The sequence below is a fragment of the Streptosporangium saharense genome (genome assembly GCF_014203715.1).
In the GTDB taxonomy this organism is placed as follows: Bacteria; Actinomycetota; Actinomycetes; order Streptosporangiales; family Streptosporangiaceae; genus Streptosporangium; species Streptosporangium saharense.
On sequence record NZ_JACHJP010000002.1, the window covers coordinates 169,968 to 182,472 of the forward strand.

Below are 12,505 nucleotides of genomic sequence, written 5' to 3' on the forward strand. Positions count from 1 at the left end.
CTTATGTACACGTACATATACGCAAACGGTCCGATCCGAAACGGAGGGAGCGTGGAGCCCGACCAGCTTCGCCGGCTCATCGCGACCCGGACGCCGCTGCACAACGCGAACGTGCTGGCACGTACCGTGCTCGAACTGATCGCCTCCGGGGAGATCCCTCCGGGGACGCGGCTGCCCACGATCCGTGACCTGGCAGGCGAGCTGAGGATGAGCCCGTCGGCCGTCGCGCAGGCCTGGCGCATCCTCGCCGACCGCCGCGTCGTCGAGACGCACCGCAGGGGCGGCACGATCGTCACCGGGCCGCCGTCGATCCCGCGCGCCTCACGGCTCGAACGCATGCTGCGGGCGGGCGCCGGGATGCCCGTCGATCTGGGCAACCTCAACTACGACCCGGTGCTGCTGCCCGACTCGGAGCCCGCGCTGCTCGCGGCGGCGCGGATGCCCAAGCTGCACCTGCTCGAACCGGAGCTGATCACCCCCGAACTGCGCGACGCGGTCGAGCCGATCTGGCCCTTTCCCGCCGAGGACTTCCTCGTCGTGCACGGCGGAATGGACGGCGTCGATCTCGCACTCGGCACGGCGGTGAAGGCGGGGGACCGCGTCATGGTCGAGGAGCCGTCATTTCCCCGGCTCTTCGACATCGTCGAATCCGTCGGGGCGACCCCGGTCTCCATTCCCTACGGCGAGGAAGGGCCCGATCTCGACGTTCTCGAAAAGGCGCTCGCCGACAAGCCGAGCGCCTTTCTCTACCAGCCGTTCGGACACGTCCCGTTGGGCCGTTCGGTAACTCCCGCGTGGCTGGAGAGGGCGGCCTCGCTGCTTTCGGGATCGTCGGTGACCGTCATCGAGGTCGTCATCATTCCCTTTCTCGCCGAGGACGGCATTCCGTCGCTCGGGCCCCGTCTGGGCAGCCAACTCGTCCAGATCCAGAACTTCATCTTCTCCCACGGCTCCGACTGCCGGGTCGCGATCGTCGGCGGCACACACCATCATGTCGAGCGCATGTGGTTCAAGATCACATATTCGAGCAGATGGGTGAGCCGAATTCTGCAGAACGCCCTCGCGTTCCATCTCACCGACGCCGTCTCCTCGGCGTCCGTCGCCGTCTCCGCCGCCACCTACCGGCGAAGGCACACCGATTTCGTCGAGGCGTTGAAAGAGCGTGGATTCGAGATAGGAAGCGACTCGGGAATCAGCGTCTGGGTTCCCGTTCCCGACGAGCACTCGGTCTCGACGCGGCTGGCCAGGAAAGGCGTCTCCATTCTTCCTGGATTCCTGTTCAGGAAACAGCCCGCGGCCCCGGACCACATCCACGTGAACGGTGGCACGGCGGCCACGGCGACCGAGTACTTCGCGGACGCGATAGCCGACGCCGCCGACTTCGCCCTCGGCTCCCGCTCCCGTTCCCACCGGGCCCCGTAGCGGCTGTACGAAGTCCACGACGCCGCCGATGAGGTTTGCGCGCCGCGCCCGTCTGTAGGTGTGAGACCGAACCACGGAAGGCTGGCACGATGCGGAAACTGATCTTCGGCATGAACGTAACCCTGGACGGCTACATCGCCGCGACCGGCGACGACATCGGCTGGGGCGGAGGGGACGGACCTGACTCCTCGCCGAGCGCCGAGCTGTTCCAGTGGTGGTACGACCAGATGCGGGCGAGCGAACTGTCGCTGTACGGGCGCAAGCTGTGGGAGGCGATGAGCTCCCACTGGCCGACCGGCGACCAGCAGCCCGGCGCCACCCCGGCGGAGATCGAGTTCGCGCGCCTCTGGCGGGACATGCCGAAGGTGGTGTTCTCCTCGACGATCGACAAGGTCGACTGGAACACCCGCCTGGTCACCGGCGACGCGGTCACCGAGATCGCCCGGCTCAGGGCCGAGGACGGCGGTCCGATGGACATCGGCGGTGCGACGCTCGCCGGGGCGGCCATGCGGGCCGGGCTGATCGACGAGTACGCGCTGGTCACCGTGCCGGTCCTGGTGGGCGGCGGCACGCCGTTCTTCACCGCGCTGGAGAGCTGGGTGAACCTGAAGCTGGTCGAGACGCGAACATTCCCCGGCGGCGTGGTACTGACCCGATACGAGACGAGGCGTTGAGGGCGGCGGCGTCGTCGGTCGTGACGGTGTTCTTCGGGCACGGGGACTTGTCCGGTCACAGCGTCGCGGGCAGGTCCAGCCATGGTTTGTCGGCGGCGTCGAATCCGGTGAGCTCGGCGATCTTCCCCTCGACGACGCGCAGGACCGCGATGGTGAACAGCCGGTACTCCGGGTCGCCGGGGGCGCGGAGGTACAGCGCGGCGGCAGGCATGCGGTTGACCGTGGTGGCGGTGCAGCGCCAGTCGTCGTAGCCGCGCTGGAAGAGCCCGTTGGAGACCCAGCCGTCCACCGCGTCCCTGGCCGTGAAGGTCACGGTGCCCGGGTCGGGCAGCATCGTGAAGCGCAGATCGTCGCGCAGCAGGGCCGTCAGCCCGTCGAGGTCGTTGCGCTCATGGGCGTCGATGTACGACCTCACCGCGTCGCGCTCGTCATCCGACAGCTCGTGCGTGGCAGGCCGCCGCCAGTCGAGACGGCGGTCGGGTAGCCGCTCGCGCATCGTCACGCGCGCCCGCTGCAGCGCGCTGGTCACCGATGCCACGGTCAGATCGAGGGCGTCGGCGGCCTTCGGCGCCGGCCAGCCGAGGACGTCGCGCAGGATGAACGCCGCCCGCTGCCGCGGCGGCAGGTGCTGGGCGGCGACGATGAACGCCAGCTCGATCGTCTCCCGGGCCACCACCGCTTCCTGCGGATCCTCCGGGAGCATCCGGTCCGGGTAGGGCTGCAGGTGGTGCACTTCCGAGTCCGCTCCCGGCAGCTCGGCGGGCACGGGTGTGCGGTCGTTGCGCCTGTCCAGGAAGTCGAGACAGGCGTTCGTCGCGATCCGGTACAGCCAGGTCCGCAGCGTGGCGTGGCCCCTGAACGACTCCCGCCTTCTCCACACCCGCAGGAACGTCTCCTGCGTCAGGTCCTGGGCGTCCTCGTAGTTCGCGAGCATCCGGTAGCAGTGCACCTGCAGCCCACGCCGGTAGGGCTCGGTGATGAGCGCGAACTGCGCCGCGTCGTTCGAGCGGGCCGCCGCGATGAACGCGGCCTCGTCGTCGGTCATGGTCGTCAATCCTTCCGCAGGTGGCGAGGGGCTACCAGAACTGACGACGTGGCGGAGTGTTTCTGAGCGGTGCCCTGTCGGCCATAGGACAGGTTGCGGAGATCAGGAAGGTAGTACTAATCTCCATCCTTACTATGAACGACGTACAGAACTACGAACGCGACGAGGACGGGACCCTCTACGATCCCCGTGTCAGGGAGGCGATGGGCCGCTTCGCAGACGGGGACGACCAGCTGCTCGCCTTCGAGGCCGCCGGTGCCGTCCGTACCGCCTACCACGCCGTCGAACGCCTCCGCGCCCAGGGCTCCGAGGGCAGGGGCGTCAGCGCGGGCGCCCTCGATCTGCTCGTACGGCTCGGCGCCGCCGGACGGGGCATCAGCATCGGCGACCTCGCCAGGGCGGCCGGGGTCAGCTCCCGCAACGTCACCGGCCTGGTCGACACGCTGGAGCGCGACGGCCTGGTCCGCCGCGTCCCCGACCCGGACGACAGGCGCTCGGTCCTGGCCGAGATCACCCCCGAGGGACAGGCGTGGATCGAGGCGTTCCGCAAACCCTCACAACTGGCGATGCGGTCCATGTTCCAGGGGTTCACCCCCGGCGACCTGGTCGCCTTCCGTGACCTGTGCCTGCGGCTCGCCGCCAACCAGAACCGCCTCGCCACCCACCTCCGACAGAACGGACCCCGGTCATGACCACCCTCGACCAGACCCGCGGCGCCGTACGCGGCTATCACGAGGCGCGCTTCCGTGGCGACGTGGCCACCGCCGCGACGCACCTGGGGGAGCCCTTCCACTTCCGGAGCCCGTTCATCAGCTCCGAAGACCGCACGGGACACCTGGCCACACTGCCCGGGTTCGTCTCGATCGTGACCGGTGTGGACCTGATCAGCGAGCTGTACGGCGAGGCCGAGGCGACCCTCGTGTACGACGTGCACACCGCCACCCCGGTGGGCACGCAGCGCACCGCCGAGCACTTCCGCCTGGAGAACGGCAAGATCGTCTCGATCGCGCTGCTGTTCGACGCCTCCCCGTGGCAGGCGATGAGGTCCCACATCGAGCCCTGACCCTTGCCTCTCAGGTCCCTTCACCCAGGCGGCCGTCCTCGCCTACGAACTCGGCCTGGTCTTCCCCACGGGGGTTCACCGTCCCACGCTCACGTCGACCGGCTGGGGCGCGGGGGTTCGAGGCCATGTCCAGGCGGAGCGCAGGATGAAGGCCAGGAGCAGCACCTCGGTTCCGATGGAGAGGCCGTAGAAGGGGGCCCAGTCCCAGGATTCCCCTACCGCGTTGATCGCCGAGTAGGGGATGTAGAGCGATGCCACGACGAGGTTCGTGGCGCGGTTCACCCGGGCGGGCAGCGTCATGGAGAGCATCACCATCAGGGCCGGGATCGCCACGGACGCGAGCATCATGGTCAACAACGTCGGGCTGATGTCGAACTCGAAGACGACGCCGGCCAGGATGTTGTTGACGGTGCCGGGCTTGTAGAGGTGGAAGTAGTCGACGTAGATGTAGAGGAACATGAAGCTGGTCCATGCGGCGGCGAGCTTGACCTGCACGGGGACCGGCGGGTTGTCGAGCGGGTTCCGGGGTTTCGTTCGGACGGTCATCGGTTCTTCTTTCGGGAGGAGCGGTCCCCGCGCCGGAGCGGCGGCGGGTTCGGGCGTGCACACGCGGGTTGGGTCGTCAGACGGTGACGACGACCTTCCCTCGGGTGTGGCCGGTCGCGACGTGGCGGAGGGCGTCCGCTGCTTCGTCGAGGGCGTACGTGCGGTCGATGACGGGCGTGACCTGCCTGGTCGTGAGCAGGTCGGCCAGGGTGAGCAGGTCCTGGCGCTTCCCGAGCGACGTGAAGGGCTTCAGTCGCTGACGGGTGAATCCGGACAGCACGCGCGCCTTGACGATCCGGCCGAGGGGGCCGAGCCAGCGGCCACCGCGTCCGCTGTTGGGGATGAGGGTGCCGGTGGGCGTCAGCGCTCGGCGGACAGCCGCCAGGGGCTGGGCTTCCACGTTGTCGAGGATGACGTCGTAGCGCTTGCCGGTGCGGGTGAAGTCGGTCTCGGTGTAGTCGACGACGTGGTCGGCGCCGAGTGACCGGACCAGGTCGACGTTGCGGGTGCCGCACACCCCCGTCACCTCGGCGCCGAATGCCTTGGCGATCTGTACGGCGAAGGAGCCCACGCCGCCCGACGCGCCCGTGATCAGCACCGTCTGGCCCGGTTGAACGTTCGCGATGTCGCGCAACGCCTGCAATGCCGTCATGCCCGACGTGGGCACCGCTGCCGCGTCCACGTCCGACAGGTTGTCAGGCACGGGCACGAGGTGGTCCGCCGGGACGCGGGCGTACTTCGCGAGCGTTCCCGTGGCGCTCCAGCCGAACACCCTGTCGCCGGGTCGCAGAGCGGTGACGTCCTTCCCGACCGCTGCCACCACGCCGGCGAGGTCCCTGCCGGGGATGCCGTGGCGCGGCCGGCGGAGCCCGAAGACCAGGCGCACCACGTACGGCTCACCGGTCATGATGAAGTAGTCGCCGGGATGTACCGAGGTCGCGCCCACCTGGACGAGCACGTCGCCTCGCCCGGGCAGTGGTAGCCCGACCTCGGCCATCACGAGCGCGGAGGGCGGGCCGTAACGGTGCTGGACGGCGGCCCGCATCGTCGCCGCCCCGGCCGGACTCGCCCCCGGCACCGGGCCGGCTCCGGCATGCTGTTCGGTTCCCACGGAAGCCTCCTCCTTCGAGCCGCGACGCTCGCCGGCTCGTACACCGTACGTCGTACGCCGTACGAATACGTACGCTGTACTATGGTCGTACGCTGTACGACTGTCAAGCCGTACGAGAAAGCGAGGAGACCCGTTGTCCGCGAGGGAACAACGCCAGGCCGCGTCCGACGCGGGGCTGAGCAAACAGCGGGTGGTGGAGGAGGCGGTCCGGCTCGCCGACCGCGAAGGGGTCGACGGGCTGAGCATGCGCCGACTGGCCAGCACGCTCGGCGCAGGCGCGATGTCGCTGTACCACTACGTGGCGAGCAAGGAGGAACTGCTGGACGCCATGATCGACGTCGTGTTCGAGGAGATCGAGCTCCCGCCCGAAGGGACCGACTGGCAGTCGGCGATGCGACGGCGGGCGATATCCGCCCGACAGGTTCTCGCACGCCACCCGTGGGCGAGCGGCCTGATGGAGTCGCGGACATCGCCCGGGCCCGCGAACCTCCGCCACCACGAAGCGGTCACCGCCTGCCTGCGGAAGGCCGGCTTCTCGGCCTTGATGGCGACGCACGCCAACTGGTTGCTCGACAGCTATGTCTACGGTTTCGCCCTGCAGGCGGCCAACCTGCCGTTCGACACCGCCGAGGAACTCGCGGACGTGATCGAGGACGCCTACTTACCGCGGCTTCCTCCTGACGAGTTCCCCTACCTCAACGAGTCCGCCGCGGCGCTCGTCGCCGCCGGCTTCGACCCGGCGAAGGAGTTCGTCTTCGGCCTCGACCTCGTCCTGGCCGCTCTTGAGCCCCTGAGAGCACCTCACGTGAACCCCCACCCGTGATGCCGTCATGTGATCGTGTGGATCTGTAGTGGTACCGCCGGTCCGCTGGTCCGGTTGTGCCGGGACGGCGCGACGGCTGAGCGCGAGCCGTACCCGAGCGGAACCGACGTCATGAGGTACGCAGCGGCCGAGAGGTTCGCCCGGGATCTGCGGATCAGCCGGCCCGCCGAGGCCGTACGGCGGGTCGGCTAACGTCGGTTCCCGTGAAGCGCCACATCGTCATGGCCGTGCGGGCCGGGACATACCAGTTGCTCGGCGCCGCGCTGCTCACCCCGGTCGCCGTGGTGCTCGGCATGCTGATCCTGACCGATCTGACACCGGGGCGCCTGGTGGTGCTGTGGGCCGCGTGCCTGCCCGCCGCGGCGCTGCTCGCCATGACACCGCTGATGCGGCGCCTCGAAGTGGCCGCGCTGTCGGAACTGCTCGGCGTCGACGTGCCCAAGCGAGCCGACCGCGTCTACCTGACGGTCCTGACCGGCCTGCACCTGTACGGCGGCGCCACGCTCAGCGCGGGCATGCTGGCGCTGGCTCCCACTCTGGCGCCGTTGGCCGGGGCGCGGCAGGAACCCGGTGACCTGCTCGAAGCGCTGCCGCTGGCCCTCGCCGTACTGGCCGCGATGGTCGCCGCGGGATTCGGCCAGCGTTGGGCGGCACGCCGCCTGCTGCGCGCCGAGCCGTCACGGGTGATCGACGAGCTCGGCCGCCGCCAGACCCTCGCCCTGGAACTGCACGACTCCGTCGGCCACGCCCTCAGCGTCGTCCTGGTGCAGGCCATGGCGGCCGAGGCGGCGCTGCGGCGGACCGAGCCCACCCTCGTCACGCGGTCGCTCGGCCATCTGACGGCCACCGCCCGCCACGCCCAGCAGGACCTCGACGTGCTGCTGGGCGTGCTCGACGACGGCACGGCCACCGAGGGCCCCACCCTGGAGGCGCTCGGCACCCTCACCCGCGGCCTCGACGTGCGAACGAGCGTCGGCCACCTCGGCGGGGTCTCCGCCCCGGCCTCGCGCGCGGCCTTCGCCATCGCCAGGGAGGCGCTCACCAACGCCCTGCGGCACGGTGGCGGCCCGGTCACCCTCGCCGTCGCCGTCGGCGCCGACCTGGTCCTGACCGTGGAGAACACGACCACGGGCGGCGCCGGTGAGCCGGGACGCGGCCTGACCGGCATGCGCATGCGAGCCCGCCTGGCCGGTGGGACGTGCACCTGGGAGGAGGAGGGCGAGATATGGCGCGTTCAGGCGAGACTGCCGCTGTGATCCGGGTCGTCCTGGCCGACGACGAGGAGCTGATCCGTTCGGGATGGGCGACCATGCTCTCCCTCCACAACGACATCGAGGTGGTGGCCGAGGCGGCAGACGGCCACGAAGCCATCGAGGCCGGTGCGGGCGCGGACGTCGTGCTGATGGACGTCCGCATGCCCCGCATGGACGGCCTGGCCGCGACCAGGGAGCTCGTCCGCCGCTCCCCGGCGACCCGGGTCGTCGTGGTCCCCACCTTCGAGAACGACCAGCTCGTCTGGGGCGCGCTGCGCGCCGGAGCCGCGGGCTACGTGCTCAAACGCGCGCCCGCCCTCGAACTGGCCGAGGCCGTCCGGCTGGTGCACTCGCGCGACGCGGTGCTCTTCCCCAACGCGCTGCGCCGCATCGCCTCCCCGCACGTCGGTACGGCGAGGCAACGCCTTCCGGTCGAGCTGACCCCTCGTGAGCTGGACGTCCTGCGGCACATCTCGCTCGGGGAGAGCAACGTGGAGATCGCGGCGGCACTGCACGTGACGAGGGAGACGGTCAAGACGCACGTCGGCAACGTCCTGGACAAGCTCGGCGCCCGCGACCGCACCCAGGCGGCCGTCCTCGCCTACGAACTCGGCCTGGTCTTCGCGGGCACCGACGGTCACCCAGGCAGGACCGCGCTCCGCCGCCGTGAGTAGGCGAACACCGCGGCGCCCAGCAGCGGCCCCCAGACAGGGCAGGGGAACAGCACGACGAACAGGACACCGTCCAGGGCCGAGCCGCTCTGCACGGCCCCGGCCAGCACACCCGGGGCCGCGACGCACAGGACGGCGGCCGCGAACAGGCCGGGACCGACGGCCAGCGTCACCGGGACGGGCCGCCCACCCGCCCAGGGCACCCACCGGGGGAAGACCTCTCCCCACCGGCTGATCAGGCCCAGCGTCAGAACGACGGACAGGACCGAACTCATGCCGATCGTGAACCCCTGCAACCGGGTGGCCATGTCACCGGTCGCCGTGGCGAGGAACTCGATCTGACCGGTCCGCGGGTCGTAGCCGCCGAGCGGCCACGGCGTCACCCAGGACAACCGTGTCAGCGCGTACGGCACGCCGCAGCAGGCGGCCAGAATCGTGACGGTCCTTCCCCACCGGGGGTTCGCCGTCCCACGCCCACGGGCGAACGACCCGTAGGCCAGCCACGCCCACACGACCGTGATGATCGCCATCACCCACGACCAGGCGATCCGCTCGCCGTACACGCCGAATCCGGCGGCGATGTTGGCCAGATAGCGCGAGAGCGCGTCGGTCGTGGTCAGCCCGAGCACCAGCCCGGCCAGAAGCAGGAGCGCCGCCGCGTACGCGACGGGCCGACGCCGTACGCATCCCACCGCCACCAGCGCGCCCACTCCCAGGAAGACAATCGGGATCAGGAAGTAGCCGATGGACGACAGCACGGACGCGTCCGACATGATCAGGAGGAAGAAGAGGCTCTGCGCCGCGGCGCCCACCCCGAGGGGTTTCGGCCAGGACCGGGCACCCAGCGCCAGCATCACCCCCAGCACGCCGGAGGCCAGCAGCAGGCCCACGCCCGGTTCGCGTTCGATCCAGTGGTTGAAACCCACCGTGACCTCGCTGGCCGCGCCGTACGGGTAGCTGCCGGGGACGAACCACCACAGGGCAGCCACCGCCAACGTGGCCAAGGAGACTGCCGATGCCGACAACCGGCGCATTGTTCATTCCTCCCGATCCAGAACTCAACGGCCCCGAGTCTGGCCGCCGCCGGGAGGAGGGACCTCCCCCACGTGGGGGAGCAGTGCGTCGCGCTGCGCGGGGCTCAGGCGGTCCGGCCTCGGGGCGACGGCGAACACGCCACGCCCGGTCTGTTCCACGGTGAGCGGATCGGAGAGGGCCGGGCGACGGCCGATCGCGTCCAGGGCGTCGGCCGTCCGCGGGACGGGCCAGTCCAGCGCCGCGGCGAGTTCGTCCACGGTGAGCGGCCGGGCGGCGTACACCAGCGCGGCCAGCGCCGTCAGCGCGTCGCGGGCGACGGCGTCGGTGAGGCCGCTGTCGTTCATCTGCTCGCTGATCCAGGTGAAGAACCGGGCCGTCCGCCCCAGCCGGACGCCCGCGGGCGTGTCAGCGCCGAAGATCTCGATCCCGTGCCGCGCGGCCGCCGCGACCTCGGCGTGTGCCCCGGTGTCGGCTTTGAACGCCCTGAGCCAGACGTCGTCGCCGACGACGTACCGCTCGCGGCGGCCGAAGTTCCGTGCGCGCCTGACCAGCTCGATCGCCTCAAGGTAGCCGATGGCCTTGGAGACCGACGCCGGGCTGACCTGTAGCCGGTGCACGAGGTCGGCGGAGGTCAGGCCCTCCACGTCCGAGGTGAGCAGGCAGGCAAACACGCGGGCGGGCATCCGGGGAAGGCCGGTTCCGGCGAGGAGCGTCGCGAACCGATCGACGAAACCGCGCACGGACTCGGCCTCCCGCGCACCGGCCGACGACGCCGCGGTCCGGACCGGTCCGCGGCGGCGGGCGCGCCGCCCGGTGGCCCGCTGGGCGTGGTCGGCCAGGTAGCCGTCGGCCGCGCCGTTGCGCGCCACCTCGCGGCTGATCGTGGACGTGGGCCTGCCCAGCCGCCTGGCTATCTCGGCGTACCCCAGCCCTTCGGCCAGCCAGACCGCGATCCGCCTGCGGTCCTCGTGGGTCAGCCTGCTTTCGGGCATCGGCTCGTCCCTGTCGGTTCGGTTTCACGGGTGCGTTCACCAACATTACATTGCAACGACCGGCTGGCATGAATTGCATTTACCGACAATTCTGTTGCAACGCTCGACGGAGAATCCCAGTAGAAAAGGCTGTTTTCGTTGACGAAGTTTGAAATGCAACGTAGCTTTTTCCCACCCGGAAAGATCCGGGCGGAATGGGGGGCCTCATGGCAGGAGTGTTGGACGTGACCCGGATACGGGCTCGCGTCTCCGAACTGCTCGCGGAGTACCGGATCCCGAGCGCCGTGATCGGCGTTCTCGACGACGGGGGGATCACCGACTTCGCCGTCGGCGTCAGGGACGTCTCCACGCGGGAGCCCGCGACGACCGACACCGTCTACCAGTGCGGCTCCGTGTCGAAGATGTGGACCGCCCTCGCCTTCATGCGGTTCGTCGACGAGGGGAGGGTCTCCCTGGACGAGCCGGTGCGGACCTACCTCCCCGGCTTCCGGGTCGCCGACCCCGGCGTCAGCGCCAGGGTCACCCCCCGTCACCTCCTCAACCACACCGCCGGCATCGAGGAGAGCTACGGCGATCCGGGAGAGGGCGACGACGTGTACGAGCGCATGGTGGAGAACGTCGCCGATGCGCGCCAGGTCCACCCCCTGGGTCACACCCACGGCTACAGCCCGGCCCTGGGCTACGCGATCCTCGCCCGCGTCATGGAGGTGATCGACAGCAGACGGTGGGACGACATCATGAAGGAGCGCCTGTTCGACCCCCTGGGACTGACCTCGACGAGCAGCAGGCGCGAGCACGTGGACCGGAACCGGGCCGCGACCGGATATCTGGTCCGATCTCTCGAAGAGGGACCCGTCCCCTCACCGCTGGGCCACCTGCCGCGCTCCTTCGGCCCCGGAGGCAACGTCAGCACGACGGCCAGGGAACTGCTCACCCTGGCGCACGTCCTCCTCAACGAGGGAACGGCGCCGAACGGGACCAGAATCCTCTCGTCCGGTGCCGTCCGCGAGATGACGGAGTCGCGGGTCCCCGTGCCTGATCCGTATACCTTCGGGCCGGAATGGGCACTCGGCCTCATCGTGTGCGACTGGCACGGCCAGACCGTCTACGCCCACGACGGCAGCGCGGTCAGCCAGAGCGCCCGCCTGCGGATCCTCCCGGAATCGAACATCGCCATCTCGATGCTGACGAACGCCGGGCCGCGTGACAGCTTCTACCGGAAGGTGTTCAACGAGATCCTGGCCGACCTCGGCGCGGTCACCATCCCCGGCCTGCCGGAGCCCGACCCGGATCTGGCTCTCGACCTGTCCAGATACGAAGGCTCCTACGAGCGTCCCGGCACCCGCTACGAGGTGGCCGCCGAACACGGAAGGCTCCACCTCAGATTCACCCTGAATCCCATGGAGGCACGTCTTCTCGACAGACCGGAGCAGCTCGACTACGAGCTTCTCCCGATCAGCGAGACACATTTCCTGATGCCCTCCGAAGATCCGATGGAGGACCCGCAGACCGTCGCCATCTACGACTTCGAGAACGGCGCCGCGCGGTATCTCCACATCAACTGCCGAGTGAACCCGCGAACCGACGAGAAAGGTGCCACGGTGCACGTCACAGCCGTTTCCACGATTTCCGACAGCGAAGGCTTCTGGGACTCCCTGAAGAAGGCGTACGGCCTGCTTCCCCCGGGGGCCAGGTGGACGCTGGCGGTGGCGAGCACCGACGGGAGCAGGGCGGTGAACGTCATCGTCCCCGACTCGATCGACGGCGTCAGGAGCTTCTTCGAGGGTCACACCGGCCCCTTCGCCACGACGGAGTACTTCGAGGCCGACGCTTCCAACGCGGTCGGCCTCCCGTCGGCGTGACCGGCGCC

Annotated in this window: 13 protein-coding genes; 8 read left to right on the forward strand and 5 right to left on the reverse strand. The window is 69.8% G+C overall.

Annotated elements, in window-relative coordinates; all coding sequences use genetic code 11:
• The first annotated feature begins 51 nt into the window (after positions 1–51).
• Complete coding sequence (locus FHS44_RS09855) at positions 52–1,422, forward strand: aminotransferase class I/II-fold pyridoxal phosphate-dependent enzyme (RefSeq protein WP_184713667.1); 1,371 nt, start codon at positions 52–54, stop codon at positions 1,420–1,422.
• Between the two features lie 89 nt (positions 1,423–1,511).
• Positions 1,512–2,096, forward strand: coding sequence for a dihydrofolate reductase family protein (locus FHS44_RS09860; protein WP_184713668.1), 585 nt, complete (start codon positions 1,512–1,514; stop codon positions 2,094–2,096).
• A 55-nt stretch (positions 2,097–2,151) separates the two neighbouring features.
• Here the strand turns inward: FHS44_RS09860 and FHS44_RS09865 are convergent, their stop codons facing one another.
• On the reverse strand, positions 2,152–3,141 hold the full coding sequence (locus FHS44_RS09865; RefSeq protein WP_184713669.1) for an RNA polymerase subunit sigma-70: 990 nt from the start codon (positions 3,139–3,141) through the stop codon (positions 2,152–2,154).
• Positions 3,142–3,275: 134 nt separating this feature from the next.
• Here FHS44_RS09865 and FHS44_RS09870 point away from each other — a divergent pair, with 134 nt between their 5' ends.
• Together FHS44_RS09870 and FHS44_RS09875 are read left to right on the forward strand one after the other, a co-directional pair.
• Positions 3,276–3,833 (forward strand): MarR family winged helix-turn-helix transcriptional regulator, encoded by a 558-nt coding sequence (locus tag FHS44_RS09870; RefSeq protein ID WP_184713670.1) that lies wholly within the window; start codon positions 3,276–3,278, stop codon positions 3,831–3,833.
• Entirely contained in the window at positions 3,830–4,204 is a 375-nt protein-coding gene (locus tag FHS44_RS09875) for a hypothetical protein (protein WP_184713671.1), read from the forward strand. Before FHS44_RS09870 ends, FHS44_RS09875 begins: the two co-directional genes overlap by 4 nt.
• Positions 4,205–4,279: 75 nt before the next feature.
• On the opposite strand, the gene FHS44_RS09880 is transcribed toward FHS44_RS09875, so the two are convergent.
• Entirely contained in the window at positions 4,280–4,750 is a 471-nt protein-coding gene (locus FHS44_RS09880) for a DUF6326 family protein (protein ID WP_184713672.1), read from the reverse strand.
• Between the two features lie 76 nt (positions 4,751–4,826).
• Entirely contained in the window at positions 4,827–5,861 is a 1,035-nt protein-coding gene (locus tag FHS44_RS09885; protein ID WP_312863589.1) for an NAD(P)-dependent alcohol dehydrogenase, read from the reverse strand.
• A gap of 133 nt (positions 5,862–5,994) precedes the next feature.
• On the opposite strand from FHS44_RS09885, the gene FHS44_RS09890 reads away from it, so the two are divergent.
• From FHS44_RS09890 to FHS44_RS09900, 3 genes are all read left to right on the forward strand, one after another.
• Entirely contained in the window at positions 5,995–6,684 is a 690-nt protein-coding gene (locus tag FHS44_RS09890) for a TetR/AcrR family transcriptional regulator (protein WP_184713673.1), read from the forward strand.
• Positions 6,685–6,887: 203 nt separating this feature from the next.
• A complete protein-coding gene (locus FHS44_RS42295) occupies positions 6,888–7,940 on the forward strand; it encodes a sensor histidine kinase (RefSeq protein WP_184713674.1) in 1,053 nt (350 codons plus the stop codon).
• Positions 7,937–8,611 (forward strand): response regulator transcription factor, encoded by a 675-nt coding sequence (locus FHS44_RS09900; protein WP_312863590.1) that lies wholly within the window; start codon positions 7,937–7,939, stop codon positions 8,609–8,611. The genes FHS44_RS42295 and FHS44_RS09900 overlap by 4 nt, the downstream gene beginning before the upstream one ends.
• Here FHS44_RS09900 and FHS44_RS09905 read toward each other — a convergent pair.
• Together FHS44_RS09905 and FHS44_RS09910 are read right to left on the reverse strand one after the other, a co-directional pair.
• On the reverse strand, positions 8,575–9,603 hold the full coding sequence (locus FHS44_RS09905; protein WP_184713676.1) for a hypothetical protein: 1,029 nt from the start codon (positions 9,601–9,603) through the stop codon (positions 8,575–8,577). The genes FHS44_RS09900 and FHS44_RS09905 overlap by 37 nt on opposite strands.
• Positions 9,604–9,666: 63 nt before the next feature.
• Positions 9,667–10,635 (reverse strand): helix-turn-helix domain-containing protein, encoded by a 969-nt coding sequence (locus FHS44_RS09910; RefSeq protein ID WP_184713677.1) that lies wholly within the window; start codon positions 10,633–10,635, stop codon positions 9,667–9,669.
• A 224-nt stretch (positions 10,636–10,859) separates the two neighbouring features.
• Here FHS44_RS09910 and FHS44_RS09915 point away from each other — a divergent pair, with 224 nt between their 5' ends.
• On the forward strand, positions 10,860–12,497 hold the full coding sequence (locus FHS44_RS09915; protein ID WP_312863591.1) for a serine hydrolase: 1,638 nt from the start codon (positions 10,860–10,862) through the stop codon (positions 12,495–12,497).
• Positions 12,498–12,505 lie beyond the last annotated feature (8 nt).